This window comes from Inquilinus sp. 2KB_23 (assembly GCF_052115705.1).
Lineage (GTDB): Bacteria > Pseudomonadota > Alphaproteobacteria > DSM-16000 > Inquilinaceae > Inquilinus > Inquilinus ginsengisoli_A.
Genome location: NZ_JBFRHF010000039.1, coordinates 1 through 17,939 on the forward strand (window position 1 = coordinate 1; position 17,939 = coordinate 17,939).

Here is a 17,939-nt window from a genome sequence, read left to right on the forward strand (position 1 = left end):
GGATCGCGTTGTCCGGACGGGCCGTCGGCGCGCTTCTTCTGGCGCTTATGGCGCTGCAGCTGCTGCGGCAGCGTGTGCCTGTCGGCGAGGTCGGGCTGGGACGCGGCGAAGGTCCGGTGTTCGTCGCTTTCGGGGCAGGGCTCTGCATCGCTGCCACCAACCCGTTGACCGGCGCGTTCTTCCTGTCGCAATTCCTGGTCATGGCGACACAGCTGCCCGGGCCGGCGCAGACTTGCGTGCTGCTGATGGTGCCGCTGGAGGCGCTCGGCGTCGCCCTGCTGGCGGTATCGCTACTCGGCAGCTCCCGGGCCAGGCGCGCGGCGCGGTCTTGGCACCGGCCGATCCGCTTCCTCGCCGCTGGCGCGCTCCTGGCTCTGGCGGCACGGTCTTTTTATTCGCTCGTCGGGTAGGGGTGACCGGTCTTGGTGCATCTTCCTTCGGCCGGGCTGGCCGGAGGCCACCGGATCCATTGGGTTAGGGCGGTGTCCGCTTTGGAGAGCCGGGTGCGATGACCGCATTTGGCGCAATCCGGCAAACCCCGAGCCATTTCAGAGGGCAAATTTCTAAGAGTGCCAAGGCTGACGCGACTCGCGTCACGCGGCCGCCGGAACCTGCATCCCTTCTACGAGGAACTGCAGAAGAGGTTGTACCAGCGACTTCTCAGCATTGTCATCCCCGAGCACAATGATTTCGGTCATCGGCAGGGGCGGCCAATAGTCCGGCACCTTCACCACCTGCATGCCATCCTGAATGAAGGAGCGGCCGAGCAGTGTAATCCCGAGCCCCCCTGCGACGGCGGCCTGCACGCCCATCAAGCTGCTAACGGTGCAGGCCGTGACCCAGTCCTGCCGCGCCGTGTCGAGCGTGGTGAACATCAGCTCCCTGTAGCTGCAGGGGGGCCTGAGCATGACCAGAGGCAACGGCCGTTTCAGATCAAAGCGGAAGTCGGACGCAGCAAACCAGACCATGGGCTCGCGCCAGATGACACGTCCTCGATCGGAGGACTGCCTCGTCGCGATGACAAGGTCGAGGTTGCCTTCGTCGAACTCCTGCAGCAGATCGTGGGTGAGGCTCGTGTTGACGTCCAGATGGACGGCCGGATGCAGCCGCAGGAACCGGGCCAGCAGCCGTGAGAGCTGCAGCGGGACGAAGTCCTCGCAGATGCCCACGCGCAGCCGGCCGGCGGTCCGAGGCGCCTGCAGCGACCGAACGACGTCGTCGTTGAGGTCCAGCAGGCGTCGCGCCCCAACAAGAAGCTGCCCGCCCGCACCGGTCAGGGACAGGGAGCGACTCGTTCGATCGAAGACAGGATATCCGATTAGGTCTTCGAGCCGCCGGATCTTCTGGCTCACGGCGGATTGAGATCGGCCCACCACATCGGCGGCGCCGGTGAAGCTCCCGGCGTCCGCCACCGCGACGAAAGCCCGTAACAGGTCGATGTCGAGATCGGGCATGGGAGATCTAGAAGGCTTGCTACTGGGTCCATTCAAACTATGCGTTTTTCTTCATTTGGCCAAGCATCGATAGTTCCGCCGACCCGATGGATCGGTGTCGCCTGCTCTGGCCAGGCACACGGATCCTCAGGGAGACACGTCATCAGTCGGAATCGAACGCCATGCAGCTCCATCTTTGGAAGGGAGTATCAGTCCATCTCCTGGATCGCGGCAGCTCGATGACTGGGTTCTTGACCTCTACGTCAAATGCCGAAGGACGCCCCGTCGTCTGACGGCTGCGCCAGGCTTCGCATCGGACCGGCAACGGCCACCTCGAACTGACATTCCCATGATCGGCGTCCTGCCGACCAGACCACTCGCGTCGACGCCGTTTCGGCGGAAGGAGCGTTCATGTCGTCAACCAACGTCCCGTTGAAGCTGAAGGCCGTACGAAGCCGCGCCGTCCTCGTTCCGCTGCGACGGCCGGTCATCGCCGGCATCGGCCGATTCGATCTCTGGCCTCTCGTCCTCGTCGATGTGGAAACAGTCGGGGGCGTCGTCGGCAGCAGTTATGTCGCGCCATATCGTGCTGCCGCCGTTCCATCCGTCATCGCCGAGATCCGGGACCTCGCCACCGCGCTGAAGAGCACGGCGACCGGCCCGTTCGATGCCTTCGAAACGGCCATGAAGGGCCTCAACGTCATCGGCGTCTCCGGCGTGTCGACCATTGCCACCTCCGCCATCGACATGGCGCTGTGGGACGCTTTGGCAAAATCCGCCGGGCTGCCCCTGGCGGTGTATCTGGGCGGCTCGCTCGGGCCGATCCGCGCCTACAACAGCAACGGCCTCTGGCGGCACGCGGTCTCGACACTCGCTTCAGAGGCCAGGGATCTCCGGGCGGAGGGCGGCTTCTCGGCGATGAAGCTGCGCCTGGGCAACACCCATCTCGCCGACGATCTCGCCGCAATCCGAGCGGTTCGCGAAGGGGTCGGGGAGAGCGTCGATCTGATGGTGGACTTCAACCAGGCGCTCGGGCTGGGAGATGCCATCCGTCGCTGCCATGAACTGGATGACCAGGGCCTGTACTGGTTCGAGGAACCCATCGCCTACGACAACGTCCGTGGCTACGCGCAACTGGCGCATCAGGTCCGCACGCCACTGCAGATGGGCGAGAACTACTACGGCGCGCGGGACCTGTTCACGTTCCTCGCCGCCGGCGCCGTGCACTACGCCATGGCCGACCTGATGCGGATCGGCGGCGTCACCGGCTGGCTGCGGGCGGCAAGCCTGGCCGGGGCCGCGGGCGTTCAGCTCAGCAATCACCTCTATCCCGAAATCTGCGCGCACCTGATGCGGGTGACGCCGACTGCGCATTGGCTGGAATGGGTCGACTGGGCCAGCCCGATCCTGGCGGAGCCGATGCAGCCGGTGGACGGGCATCTGACGGCGCCGGACCGACCCGGCACCGGCATCGCGTGGGACGAGACGGCCGTCAGCAAATACGCGGTCGCGACGTAGCGCCGGTCGCGCCGGCTGCAGCGAGGCGGTGGAGCTGACTCAGGCCCGGCCGCCAGATCCGAGAACACGGAGACCGAGATGGCGTACCAGACAATCAGTCCGGCCACGGGAGAGATGGTCCGCACCTTTCCCGACATTTCCGATGCCGAGCTTGAGGCAGCGGTCGGGCAGGCCCAGGCCACCTATGAGACCGATTGGCGGCACCGCGCCGTCGTCGACCGGGCGCGCATCGTTGCCGCAGCCGCAGCGACGCTCCGCGAGCATGCGGAGGAATATGCCGGCTACCTGACGCTCGAGATGGGCAAGCTGATCGCCGAGGCTCGTGCTGAGGTCTCGCTATCCGCGGATATCCTCGACTATTACGCCGAGAGGGCGGAACGGTACCTGACGCCGCAGCCGATTGCGGAAGCCCCCGGCAGCATCGTGGAAACCCTCCCGCTCGGGCTCATTCTCGGTGTGGAGCCCTGGAACTTCCCATACTACCAGCTCGCGCGGGTCGCCGGCCCACAGCTGATGGTCGGCAATGTCGTGATGATCAAGCACGCCGGGAACGTGCCGCAATCTGCCCTTGCCTTCGCTCGCCTGTTTGAGACGGTTGGTGCCCCTGCCGGCGCCTACACGAACGTCTTCGCCAGCATCGACCAGGTCGCGCGCCTGATCGACGACCCGCGCGTCCGAGGCGTGACTGTCACGGGCAGCGAGCGGGCGGGTGCCGCCGTCGCCGAGCGGGCCGGGCGCAACCTGAAGAAGTCCGTCATGGAACTAGGGGGGAGCGACCCGTTCATCGTGCTCGAGGACGCGCCGCTCGAACCAACTCTCGACAATGCGCTGTGGGGTCGGATGAACAACACCGGCCAGAGCTGCGTCGCGGCCAAGCGCTTCATCGTCATCGGGAAGGAGCGCGGAGCGGTCTTCCTGAAGGGCCTGTCGGAGCGGATGAGTGCCCTCAGGACCGGCGATCCCGGCGATCCGGCCACGACCCTGGGACCGGTCTCCTCGGAGAGCGCCATGAACGGGCTGCTGCGGCAGATCTTGGCCGCGAAGGCGGCCGGGGCGCGGGTCGTGATCGGCGGAGGCCGCGTCGACCGCCCCGGCTTCTATGTCGACGCGACGATCCTGGCCGACATTTCCAGCAACAACCCTGTCTACACCCAAGAGCTGTTCGGCCCGGTCGCGAGCTTCTACGTCGTCGACACCGAGGATGAGGCGGTGGCCCTGGCGAACGCGACCCCGTTCGGGCTCGGCGGCTCGGTCTTCACAGGGGACCTCGACCGGGGCCGCAGGGTCGCGGCCCGGATCGACAGCGGCATGGTCTTCGTCAACCATCCCACCTGGACCGCCCCCGCTCTGCCCTTTGGCGGCATCAAGAATTCCGGATATGGCCGCGAACTCTCGGACCTCGGGTTCGGCGAATTCGTCAACCGACGCCTGCTGAGCGTTTCGCCCGTCGGCGCGCCGCCCCCCAGCGTCGATCAGGCCGGCTGACCCACATCCACCTGGAGACCCCCATGAAGACGGTTCAGGATGCCTTCTTCGACGTCGCTCGGCGTCTGAAGTTGACCACGATCTTTGGCAATCCCGGTTCGACCGAGGAGACGCTGCTCAAAAACTTTCCCAAGGATTTCCGCTACGTGCTCGCGCTGCAGGAAGCGCCGGCGGTGGCGATGGCCGATGGCTATGCCCAGGCGACCGGTGAAGCGGTGCTGGTGAACCTGCACACCGCCGCGGGCATGGGCAACGCCTTGGGCAACATCGAGAGCGCTTGGTACAACCGCGCGCCCCTGATCATCACGGCCGGGCAGCAGACGCGCGAGATGCTGCTGATCGAGCCCTACCTGACGAACACGCAGCCGCTGGAGATCCCGAAGCCCTTCGTGAAGTGGGCGTATGAGCCGGCTCGTGCGGAGGACGTCCCCGGCGCGCTCATGCGGGCTTATGCGATGGCGGTCCAGCCGCCGGCCGGCCCTGTCTTCCTCTCCATCCCCATGGACGACGTTGATAAGCCTTGCCCGGCTCTACCGGAGATTCGGACGATCGGCCGCCGGCTGGGTGCCGACCCGCTCTATCTCGCACCAGTGATCAGCGCTCTCGCCGCCGCGAGATCGCCCGTCCTTGTCATTGGTGGTGCTGTCGATCAGAGCGGGGGCTGGGATGATGCTGTCCGGCTGGCCGAGCGGCTGCGCTGCAAGGTCTGGGCGGCCCCGGCCGAGGGACGGCCAGGCTTTCCCGAGACACACCCCCTTTACCAGGGCATGTTGACGAGTGCCATCGGCCCGCTCTGCAACGAGTTGGAGGGGCACGACGTGATCGTCGTCATCGGAGCGCCGGTCTTCCGTTACTATCCTTATGTCGCCGGTAGCTACCTCCCGGCAGGCTCACGCCTGTTCCACATCACCGACGACCCCAACGAGGCCGGGCGCGCGCCGGTGGGGGAAAGCGTGCTGGCCGATCCCGGCAGGGCCTGCGCGGTGCTCGCGGAGCATGTCCCGACCTCCGATCGCTCGGGGCCGCCCATCCGGGCGAAGCTCAGCCCGCCTGCGGCCGGGCCCGTCATCACGGCCGAGCACCTCTACCATGCCATCGACGAATTGCGTCCTGCGGACAGCGTGATCGTCCAGGAGTCGCTGTCGACCCTCAAGTGGCTGCGGCAACGGCTGCCGACCAGCCGGTCGCGGTCCTTCTTCTCGATGTCGAGCGGGGTGCTGGGCTACGGGCTGCCGGCTGCTGTCGGCGTTGCCCTGGCGGAGCGCGACCGCGGCACCAACCGCAAGGTGATCGACATCGTCGGCGACGGTGCGGCCAACTATGTGATCCAGGCACTGTGGACGGCAGTCCAGCACAAGCTGCCCATCCTCTTCATCATTCCGCGCAACGGTGCCTACAACATCCTGAAGGCGTTTGCCCGCCAGCTCGACACACCGAATGTGCCGGGCCTGGATCTGCCCGGGCTGGACTTCGTGTCGCTGGCGGCTGGTTACGGCCTCACGGCCGAACGCGTGTCGGCCGCGGCCGACCTTCCGGCTGCACTTCGGCGCGGAATTGCCTCCAACGTTCCACACCTGGTTGAGGTCGAGATCGACCCGACCGTTCCGCCGCTGATCTGAGTCCTCGACAATGGCCTCCGCAGCACGATGCCGGACGGCCTGCCGAGAGCCGCCCGCGCGTATTAGAGAAAGTCCGATGTCCAAGAGACAAAAGTTCCAATCCCGCGGCCCGGCACTGCGCCGGGCCACAAGGGTCCATTGCCGGGGCCTGGCCCGTCTCTGCCTCCCCGTTGCACTCGCCCTGCTGGCGTCATCCGCCGGCGCTGCGGACGCCGTCGCGCCCGCACTCTCGGGGCCGCCGGCGGTTCTCGACGCCCCAGGGCGGGGAATCCAGGGCAGCGCCAGCGGGCATTCAGCTATCCTGCCGACGCTCTACCAACTCGATGCCCAGCCGATCGAACAGATCTCCCCGCTGGTTCAGCGGCAGATGCTGCATGGCACGCAATCCACGCTCGTCCGCTGGATCGTGAAGAAGGGTGGTGTCTTCCCGCTGCACCATCATTCGAACGAACAGATCACCTGGATCACCCAGGGCCGGTGCGAGGTCTATTCGCAGGGCAAAGAGTTCGTGATGACGGCGGGGACCGTCCTGGTCATCCCGCCGAACACGCCGCACGAATTCGTCTGCACCGAAGACACCGTCGACATCGATTTCTTCTCGCCGCAGCGTCAGGACTGGATCGACGGGGCGCCTTCGGTGGCGGCTGCTTCCAAATGACGGGTCGGGAGCGGGCTGACAGCCATCCACCGGAGACAGCCGAATGACCAGAATTCGCGTGGGGCACATCGACCTCTCGTTCCATGATGCCAGCGCCCTCGAGGTCGAGGCGGTCCTTCAACGACACGGCCATGCCATCGAACGCTCCGCGGCGCCCCACGAAGAGACGTTCCGGCGGATGGGACGCGGTGAGATCGACGTTCTCGTCTCCGCTTGGCTTCCGGCCAGCCATGGCCGCTATCTCGCGCCATTCCGTAGCGAGGTGCGCGAGATCACGGTTCTCTATGAGCCGTACTGCATCTGGGGTGTACCCGACTACGTGCCAGCGTCGATTGCAGGCGTGGCGGACCTGCTGATGCCGCCTGCACTCGACCGAATGGAGAGGCTGATCCAAGGAATCAACCCCGGGGCGGGCATCAGCCGCTTCTCCGAAGCCATGATCGTGGAGTACGGCCTGGCAGCCGCCGGATACCATTTCCGGACCGGCACGGAGCAGGATTGCTTCGGCCGGTTCGGGGACGCGGTCGCCGCATCGCGCTGGGTGGTCATCCCTCTCTGGCATCCGCAGGCGCTGCATCACCGTCATCGGATCCGGGCGCTGGAAGAACCGAAAGGGCTCCTCGGCGGCGTGGACAAGGCCACGCTGATTGTTCGGCGGGACGCCGAAGCCAATATAGGCCAAGCCGCGCTCGCGGAGCTGGCGATGCTTCATCTCGGCAATGATCGTCTGAGTGCGCTGGACGATGCCCTCCGCAGTGCGTACGGCCTCGACGCGCAACCGCCGGCGCCAGGCCGGCCGGCCGACACCGCCACAGACCTCTAGCCCATCACGCACGGGGACCAGATATGTCCACACCCTCCCTTATTCGGAACAGCCGGCAGCTGACCTACGCTGCCGCCGCCATCGCTATCGAAGCCGCGGTTGCGAAATCCCGGGAGCTGGCAGCTCCCGAATGCATCGCCATGGTCGATGCCGGCGGCAATCTCTTGGCATTCGCGCGGGTGGATGGCGCGGCCGTCCTGGCCCGAGATCCCGCGATCGCCAAGGCCGCCACCAGCGCATCCCTGGGCGCGCCCACCGGCGGAATCCCGTTCGAGTTCGGGGCCAATCTCGGCCTTGCCAGCCATGGCGGCATCGTCAACCTCGGCGGTGGGCTGCCGATCGTCTTCCAGGGCGCTGTCCTCGGGGCGATCGGCGTCGGTTCCGGAAGCACCGAGCAAGACGTCGCGGTGGCCGAGGCAGGGCGCGACGCCGTCCTAGCGGCGCTCGGCGCCTCGTCAGCATGACGCCCCGGATCGCCGGCAGGCGCCGGTCCGCCCGCTTTGCCCGGACAGTGGCCTGGAGCAGAATAGTCATCATCATTGCCACAGCCGCCGCCTTCGAGCCGGCAGCGGCCGTCGCGCAGAAACAGGGAGAGCCGCAATTGCCGTCCACCACATCATCGGCATCCGGCGCGACCGAGCGCCTCGCCAGCGACCGCCCGATCGGCCGGATCGAGCCGGTCTTCGAGTTCCACGAGGCGATGCCGACCGGCGTCACGGTCGCCGCCGGTGGCCGCATCTTCGTCAATTTTCCCCGTTGGGGCGACGAGGTTCCCTTTACGGTCGGCGAGATCCGAGCCGGCCGCGTGGTCCCGTATCCGGACGCGGCCATCAACCGGTTTGATCCGGGCAGGCCTGGCGAAACCCTCGGCAGCGTGCAAAGCGTGGTGGTCGACCCGGCCAACCGGCTCTGGATCCTCGACACGGCGGCACCCGACTTCTCGGCGCCAGTCGCCGGCGGCGCGAAGCTGGTGGCGGTCGACCTCGCGACCGACAAGGTGGTGAAGACCATCGTCCTGTCCGCCTCGACCGTCCTGTCGACGACCTACATCAACGACGTGCGCTTCGACCTCCGCCAGGGCAAGGCGGGCGTCGCCTACATCACCGATTCCTCGGTCAGTGGCCCGGGCGGCATCATTGTGGTCGATCTCGACAGTGGCGAGAGCTGGCGGAAGCTCACCGGACACCCGTCGACCTCCCCGGACCCGGCATTCATCCCGGTCGTGGAAGGCGAACGGCTTGCGGTCCGGCAAACGGGCAAGCCACCGGCGCCGTTCAACGTCGCCTCCGACGGGATTGCCATCTCGGCGGACGGTGCGACCCTCTACTACTGCCCGTTGTCGAGCCGGCACCTGTATTCCATTCCGACCGCCCTGTTGCTGGATCGCTCGGCCCCCGAAGCCACGGTCGCTGCGGCCGTTGTCGACCTGGGCGAAAAGGGCGCATCGGACGGCCTGGAAGCGGACGACAAGGGCCGGATCTACGCCGGCGACTATGAGCGCAACAGCGTTCGCCGGCGCGAGACCGACGGCGAGTGGACGACCATAGCCCATGACCCGAGGATCCTGTGGCCCGACACGCTGTCGGTGGCGTCCGACGGCTACATGTACTTCACGGCCAACCAGCTGCACCGGCAGGCCCAGTTCCACGAGGGCCGCGATCTGCGCGAGAAGCCCTACACGCTGTTCCGGGTGAAGATCGACGCCGGCCCTGTGCTCCTCAAGTGACCCAAGGCTTCACGTTCCACCAATCCTTCCGGAGGTTTTCGATGCAGTCTTGGTTCGGGCGTCCGATTGCACTGTCTTTCGCCGCGATGCTTGCCCTCGCGGCACCGCTTGCCGTCGCTGCCGACGGCACCGTGGTTCTGGTGCATGGCGCCTTCGCCGACGGCTTCAGCTGGAGCAAGGTCATCCCGCTGCTCGAGGCGAAGGGCCTGCGTGTGATCGCCGTCCAGCTGCCGATGACGTCGCTGGCCGACGATGTTGCCGTGACGACGCGCGCCATCGATCGCGCCTCGGGGCCGGTGACGCTGGTCGGGCACAGTTGGGGCGGCACCGTCATCACCGAAGCCGGCACCGCCGAGAAGGTCAGGTCGCTGGTCTATGTGGCCGCCTTCGCCAATGATCCGGGCGAAAGCGACCAGGATCTTCTCAAGGGGTATCCGGACGCGCCGGGCGGGGCCGCCATCCAGGTCGACCCGTCGGGCTTCGCCCATCTCTCAGATGACGGCGTGACAAAGGATTTCGCGCCGGATCTTCCTGCCAGCGAGCGGCGGCTCATTGCCGCCACGCAGGGACCTATCCGGGCCGCGAATTTCGGCGAGAAGACGACCGCTGCGGCCTGGGCCACCAAGCCGAGCTGGTTTGTCGTCGCCGCCGACGACCGCATGATCCCGCCGGCGCTCGAGGAGGCGATGGCCCGGAAGATCAAGGCCAGTATGACGACGCTGAAGAGCAGCCACGTGGCGATGCTGGCCCAGCCGGAGGCGGTGGCCAAGGTGATCGAAGCCGCCGCTGGCTTTCGGTAGGCCGGCATGCCATGTCCACCACGCTCGATGTTCCTCGTTCTCCTGCTTGCGGCGTGGCCCGCAATGGCGGACCAAGTGCCTGACCTGATGCCGGAATTCGAATCGGACACGCTGATCGTCAACGGCGTCGCGACGACAGCCGACGGACGGCGCTTTGCGGTCGTCCAGCCGCAACAGGCCGGTCAGCCCGAGGTCGTCGAAATCACCACGGGCTCGGCCAGGCCCTATCCAGACTCGCGTTGGAATGGTTGGCGGGACGGCCAGGACGGGCATGCCGCCTTCGTCGGCGTGAACTCGTTGCGGGTCGGCCCCGACGGCGGGTTATGGGCCGTTGATCGCGGTAAGCCCGGCATCGAAGGGACGCTGGTTGCGGGCGGCCCTAAGCTGGTCCGCATCGATCCTGGCACTGACCAGGTGACCCGCATCTACGATCTCTCCTCGGTCGCCCAGGGTGAGAGCTTCGTCGACGACGTTCGGTTCAACGGCGGCCATGCCTACTTCACCGACGCCGGCCGTCCGGGCCTGATCGTGCTGGACTTGGCGACGGGCCGGGCCCGCCGGGTCCTGGACGGCCATCCTTCGACGGTGGCGGCCCGGCCACTGGTGGCGGAGGGCCGGGCGCTCGTGGACGCCGCGGGAAAGGCAATCGTCATCCATGCTGATCAGCTGGAAGTTTCGAATGACGGGCGCTGGCTCTACTACCAGCCCTGTTCCGGTCCAATGTCGCGGATCGAGACGCGCTATCTCGATGACCCGTCACTCGCCGAAGCGGCGCTGGTCAGTCATGTCGAACCTTTCGCAGACACGCCTTCGACCGGCGGCACCGCAATCGATGCCGCCGGGACGATCTATGTCAGCGATACGGATCGGTCTCGGATCCTGGCCATTTCGCCGGATGGCCGGATTTCGATCTTACTCGCCGATCCTCGACTTGCCTGGGTGGATGCCATGTGGATCAGTGATGACGGCAAGCTGTGGCTGCCCGCCGCGCAGCTTAACCGCACTCCAGGCCTCAACCACGGCCAGGATGCCGTCTGGCGGCCCGTGACCGTCTACTCGATCGCTCTTGGCCTCAAGCCGGTAAAGCGGTGACAGCCCAGCCCGCGCTCCGGGCGGACGCCTTCGCCACCGCTTCTATTTTCTGGAATGGCACCGTCTGACGCATTGAGCATGGAAGGACAGATAGTGTCAGCGTCTGTTGTCCGAACAACTTGGTTCGGCAAGGGCGGTGTCCGGTTCGGGGAACCGCGTGAAAGGGCCGGTTTAGGCTACGGCTCGCCGGCCGGTTGGGCGGGAGATGGGCCGGCTTCCTCGGCTTCGGTCAATGTCCGGTATCAAGCCGCATCCGCACTGACCGCTTATGGCGCAGTCCAGTCGGCGTTTAGCCGGTCGGAATTGGTACGGAAGCTCAACGAAGCTACTCTACTGCCGGCTCTGCCACCCGATGCTGGCGCTGCCACAAACCGGCGTAGACTTCGCCCCGGGCGACCAGCGCAGCGTGGCTGCCGCGCTCGGCGATCCGGCCGCGCTCCAGCACCAGGATCTCGTCGGCGTTGACCATGGTCGACAGCCGGTGGGCGATGATCAGGGTCGAGGTGCCGCGCGACGCCTCGGCCAGCCGTTCCTGGATCGCCTGCTCGGTGGTGCTGTCGAGCGATGAGGTCGCCTCGTCGAAGATGAAAAGTCGCGGCTGCTTCAGTACGGCGCGGGCGATCGCGACGCGCTGCTTCTCGCCGCCCGACAGTTTCAGCCCGCGCTCGCCGACCCGGGTGTCCCAGCCATCCGGCAGCCCGGCGACGAAACGATCTAACTGGGCAATCCGCGCCGCCGCCTCGACTTCTTCGCGCGTCGCCTCGGGCCGGCCGAAGACCAAGTTGTCAAACAGCGTCTCGTTCAGCAGCACCGTGTCCTGCGGCACCACGGCGATGCCGGCCCGCAGCGACGCCTGGGTAAGGTCGCGCAGGTCCTGGCCGTCCATCAGAATCCGGCCGTCGGACGGGTCGTAGAATCGGAACAGCAGCCGGGCAATGGTCGATTTGCCCGCGCCCGAGGCGCCGACCACCGCCACGGTCCGACCGGCCGGCAGGGTGAAGGACACGTCGCACAGGATCGGCCGGCGCGGGTCGTAGGCGAAGGAGACGTGCTCGAAGACCAACTCGCCGCGGCCGGGCGGCAGCGGCCCCGCACCCGGCGCGTCCGTGACCTCGGGTCTTTCGTCGAGCATGGCGAGCATTTGCTCGACCGAAGTGAGGGAGTTTCGGATCGTCCGGTACAGCCGGCTCAGCTGCTCCAGCGGTCGGGCTAGGCGTAGGAAATAAGTGTTTAGCAGCACCAGGTCGCCGACCGTCATGGTGCCGGCTTCGACCTCCCGGCCGCCGAGGATGACGAGGATGGCGAGACCGACGCTTAGCACCATCCCCTGGACGACGGCGTTCAGGTTATGCAGCGCCAAGCTGCGCGCCGCCAGGAGCTCCACCGCCTCCAGCCGCTCATCGTGGCGGCGGCCGATCGCATCTTCGGCACCGAAGCACTTCACCGTCTCGTAGTTGAGCAGACTGTCGATGGCGACCGCCTGGGCGCCGCGGCGCTCCTGCTGCATTGCTTTCAGGGCGGTGCGCAGGTTTTCGGCGCCTATTCTCATCGCCCACACGAAGGCGGCCAGGGTGCCAGCGGTGACCAGGGCATAGAAGGGCGGCAGATGCGCCAATAGGATGATGCAGGTGACGGCAATCTCGAACGCCAGGGGCAGGACGCTGAAGGCGGCGCTGTAGATCAGCTCGCGGATGCCGGTCAGGCCGCGTGCCAGGTCGTCGCTGATTGCGCCGGTATGGCGGGTGAGGTGAAACCGCAGCGACAGCCCGTGCAGATGCCTGAAGAAGGTGCGGCTCAGCCTCCTCTCCAGGCGATGTTCGATCGGCACGTACAGCCGCATCTGCAGCATGCCTAGGAGGCGTGCGGCCCAGGTCGCGGCGGCATAGGCGGAGATGACGCCTAGCGCTCCGATCGCCCAGGGGTTGCCGTGGCCAGCATAGGTATCGATCGCCACTGAAAACAGGAGGGGCACGAATGCCACGGCGAAGGAGGACAGGAATGTCAGCCCGATGCAGGCCATGATGCGCAGCCGGGCGCCCCAGCCTTCGCCCTGCCACAGGAAGGGCATGACCCGGGCCAGTGTGGTCAGGTCGCTCCGCGCGCCGCTCTCCGCTCGAGGCGGTGTCCTCGACATGCCTCGGTTTCCGTTCCCTCCGACTCCGGCATTCCCGGTTGGGATAGGTTTCACAAGCACCCTCTGATCCCGGATCGACGCCTAGGCATCGCGGAGACGAAACGCCCTGGAACGCTGTGTCGATCTGAAAGACTTGGGAACGGCCTGGCGCTATCGGCTAGAGGCGTCCGCTTTCGCGAGGCGGGCGAGATGACGCATTTTACGCAGCCGAGCCACGTCAGGCCGACAGCGAAGGGCGGAAAGCGGCCCCGGCGACACTTTCGACTTCAGACTAAACGGGAGATCTTGGCCAGCACCCAGACGATTCCAAACCAGACGACCGCACCTGATATCAGCAGGACACCAGCTGAGATGCCCGCGTTCCTCTCGGACCAAAGATCTCCCATGAAGCTGCTCGGCTGATCTGCTGCGCTTGCCGAAAACCCGGTGGAGTCCGCGGATGAGGGCCGCGGCCGCCGTTAGGGCGAGAGCGACGAGGTTCAGGACGATCAGCCCTTTGGCAATACGCTTCAGGTTCATCAGGCCTTCCCGATCAACACTTCCATTGTGCAGCTATTGTGCCGCTGACGCACTGACTGCTTAGGATGGAGCCATCGATGCAGCATGGCTGCTCGGAAGGCCACAAGAGCGTCGAATGCGGTCATGTCCGCGCTGGAGGCATAATCGCGACGGGTCGGTGATGGCGCGTCTCCGACCCATTCGTAGCGGTCCGAGGAATGACGGCCAAGGCCTTGGCCGTGATCTGTTAGTCTAGGCCCATGGACGCGAAGCAAATAGTGATCCGACCGGCAATTGAGACGGACCTAGGCGCGATTGCGAGGGTCCTAATTGACACGTGGTGCACAACCTTTCGCGGCCGGCTTTCAGATGATTTTTTGGACAGCATGTCCTACCCGCATCAGGAGAGCCGGCACCGGCGAACGATGAGCCTGCCCGGAACTTCGTACGCTGTTGCCGTTGTTCAGCCGCAACAGGAGATCATCGGATTCGCGAATGGCGGGCCCAACCGACAGCAAACGCTGTCGCAAGCCGGCGAACTGTATGCGCTCTACGTCCGGGATGGCTGGCAGCGCCGAGGCGTTGGCACCCGGTTGTTTCGCGCGATCGTTACCGAGCACCAGCGTCACGACCGGCAGAGTATGTTTGTGTGGGTCCTCTCGGAGAATCCGAACCGTGCCTTCTACGAGAAGCTCGGCGGGCAGTCAGTTGCAGGGCGGCCGATTACCCTCGGACCAGCAAGGGTGACCGAGATCGCCTACGCCTGGGATGATCTCCGACTGTGCCCTGGAGCCAGTCTGCCAACTGCTCAGAATCGCTGAGCTGGTTCAGTGTGCATTTTGGCGGGTGCAGCCGACCCGGCATACGTCTGCTCTTGAGAAGGCGGCGCGACGTCTCCTATTGGCGCATCTGAGCCGGACCGGGCCGATCGAGAAGCGACGGTGAGCTGGCCCCTTCAGTTCCGGCCACTTCGCTTTCGAATCGTCGCTGCAATCCCTGCGGCGATTCCCAGCGTCCATCCGATCATGCCGATGTCACCGGCGATCCAGTACTGCCTGTCCAGCACCGATCCGATGAGTCCGATCGTCATCCCGATTATCATCACGAACCGAAGCGGATCCTGCCAAAACAGCGTCCGAGGCGGCGGCAATATTTTTGTCGGCCCGATATCGTCCATAACTGCTTCCACCTGATACCCCAGCGTATCGCAAGGTCAGCATGCAGATTATACTACAGAGCTGCTTACGCAGGCCTGCGTAGCTGGTTCAATCGATCGACTTGCCATGATGACCATGCAGGTCGGCCGGGGCCAAGTCCAGTTTGGAGGTGCCGGCGGAGAGTACGCATATGGCGCCTTCAGTCGGTAGCGATCGGCCGCTTTGAGAAATGGGACGCAGCCACTCAGGCTGTTCAGGCCTGATCAGGATGTCGGCGCAACAGCTCTGTTGAGCGCCCGCCACTCGCTGAGTGACATGACACCATGCTCCGGACGAGGTTCGTCCGGGAGCAGTGCTATGAACTCCAGCGAGTGCCCGTCCGGATCGTCGAAGAAGACGCTAGCAGCGGGCATCCAGGAGAAGACGATCGGTTCGTGAGCGGGCTGGCCAAATGCCGGCCTGGGCTCGATCCCGGCCTGACGGAGGGCTGCGATTGAGCGGTTCACAGCGTCCAGATCGACCCTGAACGAAATATGCAGCCTGAGTCGGAGAGGAGACGAGTGGATCGACCAGAGGCCCAGCATACTCCGCTCCCGGACGCCAACCCAGAAGAACGCGGCGTGCCGGGCCGGAACTCTGTGGGCGAGTTCGAGACCAAGGATGTCTCGATAGAACGCGATGGAGCGTTCGAGATCGCTGACGGTCAGATGCGTCTCATAGAGAGCCTGGATCGGAACAACACTCACGGTTGCATCACTCCCAGTGGCTGCTTGGACCGAGCTTCGCCCGATCAATGGATTAGCAAGGGTAGGCGAGCGCAGTATTCAAGGGAATGGCTGATTCGGGTCAGGGCGCCCGCCGGCATCGCCAGGTGGGCAATAGACCGGACTGCTGCGTGCTCCGGCAATGTCCGGTCCGGAGCGAGCTTCAGAGCTTTCGCTTATGGCGCGGTTAAGTCGGCCCCATCGACAGCAGAAGCGAAATCTACCGTGTGGTGCGGCCTAGCTAAACGACTCCGGTGGCCCAACAGCGCACATCCACACGGTAGCTCAGGATGGATTGGCGCCGGCGATCCGTCTCTTCTCGAAGCCGCGGAAGCTCTTGCGCGCCAGCGGCAGCAGCGTTGCCGCCAGATAGGCTAGCCCGGTCAGCAGCAGGGCGGCGGGAAGGCCGAGGCCGCTGACCAGCGCGCCGCCGAACAGCCCGCCGAAGGGGATCAGGGTCCAGCAGAAGGCCATGGCCATCGACGAGACGCGGCCGATCAGGGGCCTGGGGATCCGCTCGAACATCACGGCCGACAGGATCGGGTTGAGGAAACCGGAGGCAAACCCGCCGATCGCCAGGGTGGCGAAGACCAGGGCGAGTGGCACATCCACCGCGAGGACGAGGAAGCGCGGAAACCCGGTCAGGAGGAACGCGGCCGTATAGACGATGAGGCGCGGCATCCGTTCGCCGATGGACGCGGCAATGGCCGCACCCACCATGGAGCAGCCGGAGAACACCGCCAGCATCGCCCCCAGCAGTTCGGGGCCGTGGCCCGCATCCAATGTCCAGACCGGCAGCAGCACGGCATGAAAGGCCTGGTCCAGGAGATTGGTGACCGCCACCATGACGGCGATGCCCATCAGCACCGCATCCCGGCGCAGAAGGGTCCGGCCCTCCAGCAGATCTCGGCCATAGGACGCCGTCGCCGCGACCGGGATGTGGCGCAGTGCGGGAATGCCCACCCCGACGATCAGGGCGGCGACGGCAAAGGTGACGGCGTTGAAGACAAGGGCCTGGGCCGGACCGATCATGGCGATCAGCGCGCCGGCGCCGGCCGCCCCCACTGTCGATGCCAGCCTCTCGATGGTGCCGACGACGCCGGTCACCCGTTCCAGCGGCACCGCCGCCAACTCGGCGATGTCCGGAACCATCGCTTGCTTGGCCGCATCGGACGGACCGCGCAGCACGCCGATGACAAAGACGATCGGAAGCAGGACCGGGATGGTCAGCATGCCCAGCAGATGCAGCAGGGGCACCAGCCCGACCACGGCCACCGAGGCCGCATCGCAGAAGATGGCGATCCGCTTCGGGCCGATCCGGTCGATCAGCGGACCGCCCAGCGCTTTGGCGACGACATAGGGCAGCGTCTCCGTCATCGCCACCAGCCCGGTCGACACCGGGCTGCCCGTCGTGCTCAGCACCAGCCAGGGGATGGCGATCGTCGACAGCCTCGTGCCGGAAATCGAGAAGGTCTCGGCGACCGCCAGGGCGAGAAAGGGCGCGCGTGCGCTCATGGCTCGTCATCCTCCTCGCGGTGCGGGATGCGGCCCGGATAGGGAAAGGCGCGCAGCATGATCGTGAAGGGCGCCATGTCCGGGGGCATCGGTTCCCCCAAAGGCGGGGCGTCCCGCATCGCCTCCAGCATGATGTCGGTCAGCCGCCGGGTCAGGGCCTCGGCCTGTTGCGCCGTCAGCGGGACGGTGATGTCGCTGGCCGTGCTGGCCTTGCGCCATCGGGCCGGCAGCTCGGCATATTCCTCGACGGCCTGCTGCATCTGGCCGACCTGCAGGGACAGCGACGCCTGGGTGAAGGCGACGCCCGCATCCAGCTCCGCGCCTTCGGCATCCGTCTCGAGCACGGAGGTCAGTTCGTGACTGGCCTGCCACCAGCGGTCGCGGCGCGACGGCCTCGGCTTGTCCTCGATGAAGCCATACTGGGCCAGCTGACGGAGGTGATAGCTCGTGGCGCCGCTGTTGAGGCCCAGCCGCGCCGCCAGCTGCGTCGCGGTGGCGGGGCCGTCGACCCTGAGCAGGCCTAGCATCCGCAATCGAACCGGATGCGCCAGCGCCTTGAGGGCCGTTGCGTCGGGGACGACCCGCCGGAGGTTGCGGGGCGCGGTCGCGGGAGCCGAAGGGCGAGGCGATTTCATCCGCTCAGCTTAAGTTCGCATATATATCTTTGCAAATGTTTGTTTGCGGTTTGGATCTGAGCGCGCTGCGAGACCGAGGCTG

General features: G+C 66.0%; 17 protein-coding genes. 11 read left to right on the forward strand and 6 right to left on the reverse strand.

The window, feature by feature from the left end; genetic code table 11:
- The coding region (locus tag AB4112_RS33465; RefSeq protein ID WP_441726366.1) for a hypothetical protein at positions 1 to 410 on the forward strand (410 nt) is incomplete at its 5' end.
- A gap of 183 nt (positions 411 to 593) precedes the next feature.
- Here the strand turns inward: AB4112_RS33465 and AB4112_RS33470 are convergent.
- Positions 594 to 1,454: a LysR substrate-binding domain-containing protein gene (locus AB4112_RS33470; protein WP_309795678.1), complete on the reverse strand. Its 861-nt coding sequence runs from the start codon at positions 1,452 to 1,454 to the stop codon at positions 594 to 596.
- Positions 1,455 to 1,844: 390 nt separating this feature from the next.
- On the opposite strand from AB4112_RS33470, the gene AB4112_RS33475 reads away from it, so the two are divergent.
- The 9 genes from AB4112_RS33475 to AB4112_RS33515 all read left to right on the forward strand — a co-directional run bounded on the left by AB4112_RS33475 (position 1,845) and on the right by AB4112_RS33515 (position 11,154).
- Positions 1,845 to 2,951 carry an enolase C-terminal domain-like protein gene (locus AB4112_RS33475; RefSeq protein ID WP_441726370.1) on the forward strand — a complete coding sequence of 369 codons (1,107 nt, stop codon included), beginning with the start codon at positions 1,845 to 1,847 and terminating at the stop codon, positions 2,949 to 2,951.
- 78 nt (positions 2,952 to 3,029) lie between these two features.
- Positions 3,030 to 4,436, forward strand: a complete 1,407-nt coding sequence (locus tag AB4112_RS33480; RefSeq protein ID WP_441726373.1) for an NAD-dependent succinate-semialdehyde dehydrogenase — start codon at positions 3,030 to 3,032, stop codon at positions 4,434 to 4,436.
- Between the two features lie 23 nt (positions 4,437 to 4,459).
- Entirely contained in the window at positions 4,460 to 6,055 is a 1,596-nt protein-coding gene (gene mdlC, locus AB4112_RS33485) for a benzoylformate decarboxylase (RefSeq protein ID WP_441726376.1), read from the forward strand.
- 76 nt (positions 6,056 to 6,131) lie between these two features.
- A complete protein-coding gene (locus tag AB4112_RS33490; RefSeq protein ID WP_441726379.1) occupies positions 6,132 to 6,713 on the forward strand; it encodes a cupin domain-containing protein in 582 nt (193 codons plus the stop codon).
- A gap of 43 nt (positions 6,714 to 6,756) precedes the next feature.
- A complete protein-coding gene (locus tag AB4112_RS33495) occupies positions 6,757 to 7,536 on the forward strand; it encodes a glycine betaine ABC transporter substrate-binding protein (protein WP_441726382.1) in 780 nt (259 codons plus the stop codon).
- 23 nt (positions 7,537 to 7,559) lie between these two features.
- Entirely contained in the window at positions 7,560 to 8,000 is a 441-nt protein-coding gene (locus AB4112_RS33500; RefSeq protein WP_309795690.1) for a GlcG/HbpS family heme-binding protein, read from the forward strand.
- Complete coding sequence (locus AB4112_RS33505) at positions 7,997 to 9,262, forward strand: L-dopachrome tautomerase-related protein (protein ID WP_441726385.1); 1,266 nt, start codon at positions 7,997 to 7,999, stop codon at positions 9,260 to 9,262. The genes AB4112_RS33500 and AB4112_RS33505 overlap by 4 nt, the downstream gene beginning before the upstream one ends.
- A gap of 41 nt (positions 9,263 to 9,303) precedes the next feature.
- The gene (locus tag AB4112_RS33510; RefSeq protein ID WP_441726388.1) at positions 9,304 to 10,062 is read left to right on the forward strand and encodes an alpha/beta fold hydrolase; all 759 of its coding nucleotides are present in this window, start codon (positions 9,304 to 9,306) and stop codon (positions 10,060 to 10,062) included.
- A 75-nt stretch (positions 10,063 to 10,137) separates the two neighbouring features.
- Positions 10,138 to 11,154: an SMP-30/gluconolactonase/LRE family protein gene (locus AB4112_RS33515; protein ID WP_441726390.1), complete on the forward strand. Its 1,017-nt coding sequence runs from the start codon at positions 10,138 to 10,140 to the stop codon at positions 11,152 to 11,154.
- A gap of 325 nt (positions 11,155 to 11,479) precedes the next feature.
- Here the strand turns inward: AB4112_RS33515 and AB4112_RS33520 are convergent, their stop codons facing one another.
- Entirely contained in the window at positions 11,480 to 13,288 is a 1,809-nt protein-coding gene (locus AB4112_RS33520; protein WP_441726393.1) for an ABCB family ABC transporter ATP-binding protein/permease, read from the reverse strand.
- Positions 13,289 to 14,046: 758 nt separating this feature from the next.
- On the opposite strand from AB4112_RS33520, the gene AB4112_RS33525 reads away from it, so the two are divergent.
- Entirely contained in the window at positions 14,047 to 14,607 is a 561-nt protein-coding gene (locus tag AB4112_RS33525) for a GNAT family N-acetyltransferase (RefSeq protein WP_441726396.1), read from the forward strand.
- Between the two features lie 134 nt (positions 14,608 to 14,741).
- On the opposite strand, the gene AB4112_RS33530 is transcribed toward AB4112_RS33525, so the two are convergent.
- The 4 genes from AB4112_RS33530 to AB4112_RS33545 all read right to left on the reverse strand — a co-directional run bounded on the left by AB4112_RS33530 (position 14,742) and on the right by AB4112_RS33545 (position 17,857).
- A complete protein-coding gene (locus AB4112_RS33530) occupies positions 14,742 to 14,963 on the reverse strand; it encodes a hypothetical protein (protein ID WP_441726399.1) in 222 nt (73 codons plus the stop codon).
- 243 nt (positions 14,964 to 15,206) lie between these two features.
- The gene (locus AB4112_RS33535) at positions 15,207 to 15,689 is read right to left on the reverse strand and encodes a VOC family protein (protein WP_441726402.1); all 483 of its coding nucleotides are present in this window, start codon (positions 15,687 to 15,689) and stop codon (positions 15,207 to 15,209) included.
- Between the two features lie 303 nt (positions 15,690 to 15,992).
- Positions 15,993 to 17,222, reverse strand: a complete 1,230-nt coding sequence (locus AB4112_RS33540) for an MFS transporter (RefSeq protein WP_441726405.1) — start codon at positions 17,220 to 17,222, stop codon at positions 15,993 to 15,995.
- Entirely contained in the window at positions 17,219 to 17,857 is a 639-nt protein-coding gene (locus tag AB4112_RS33545) for an ArsR/SmtB family transcription factor (RefSeq protein ID WP_441726408.1), read from the reverse strand. The genes AB4112_RS33540 and AB4112_RS33545 overlap by 4 nt, the downstream gene beginning before the upstream one ends.
- Positions 17,858 to 17,939 lie beyond the last annotated feature (82 nt).

Excerpts from the sequence above, each read along its gene's own strand:
- AB4112_RS33470 (WP_309795678.1), bottom strand. The coding sequence starts at position 1,454 with ATGCCCGATCTCGACATCGACCTGTTACGGGCTTTCGTCGCGGTGGCG.
- mdlC (WP_441726376.1), top strand. The coding sequence starts at position 4,460 with ATGAAGACGGTTCAGGATGCCTTCTTCGACGTCGCTCGGCGTCTGAAG.
- AB4112_RS33545 (WP_441726408.1), bottom strand. The coding sequence starts at position 17,857 with ATGAAATCGCCTCGCCCTTCGGCTCCCGCGACCGCGCCCCGCAACCTC.
- AB4112_RS33475 (WP_441726370.1), top strand. The coding sequence starts at position 1,845 with ATGTCGTCAACCAACGTCCCGTTGAAGCTGAAGGCCGTACGAAGCCGC.
- AB4112_RS33530 (WP_441726399.1), bottom strand. The coding sequence starts at position 14,963 with ATGGACGATATCGGGCCGACAAAAATATTGCCGCCGCCTCGGACGCTG.
- AB4112_RS33520 (WP_441726393.1), bottom strand. The coding sequence starts at position 13,288 with ATGTCGAGGACACCGCCTCGAGCGGAGAGCGGCGCGCGGAGCGACCTG.
- AB4112_RS33495 (WP_441726382.1), top strand. The coding sequence starts at position 6,757 with ATGACCAGAATTCGCGTGGGGCACATCGACCTCTCGTTCCATGATGCC.
- AB4112_RS33505 (WP_441726385.1), top strand. The coding sequence starts at position 7,997 with ATGACGCCCCGGATCGCCGGCAGGCGCCGGTCCGCCCGCTTTGCCCGG.
- AB4112_RS33540 (WP_441726405.1), bottom strand. The coding sequence starts at position 17,222 with ATGAGCGCACGCGCGCCCTTTCTCGCCCTGGCGGTCGCCGAGACCTTC.
- AB4112_RS33510 (WP_441726388.1), top strand. The coding sequence starts at position 9,304 with ATGCAGTCTTGGTTCGGGCGTCCGATTGCACTGTCTTTCGCCGCGATG.
- AB4112_RS33500 (WP_309795690.1), top strand. The coding sequence starts at position 7,560 with ATGTCCACACCCTCCCTTATTCGGAACAGCCGGCAGCTGACCTACGCT.
- AB4112_RS33490 (WP_441726379.1), top strand. The coding sequence starts at position 6,132 with ATGTCCAAGAGACAAAAGTTCCAATCCCGCGGCCCGGCACTGCGCCGG.
- AB4112_RS33480 (WP_441726373.1), top strand. The coding sequence starts at position 3,030 with ATGGCGTACCAGACAATCAGTCCGGCCACGGGAGAGATGGTCCGCACC.
- AB4112_RS33525 (WP_441726396.1), top strand. The coding sequence starts at position 14,047 with ATGGACGCGAAGCAAATAGTGATCCGACCGGCAATTGAGACGGACCTA.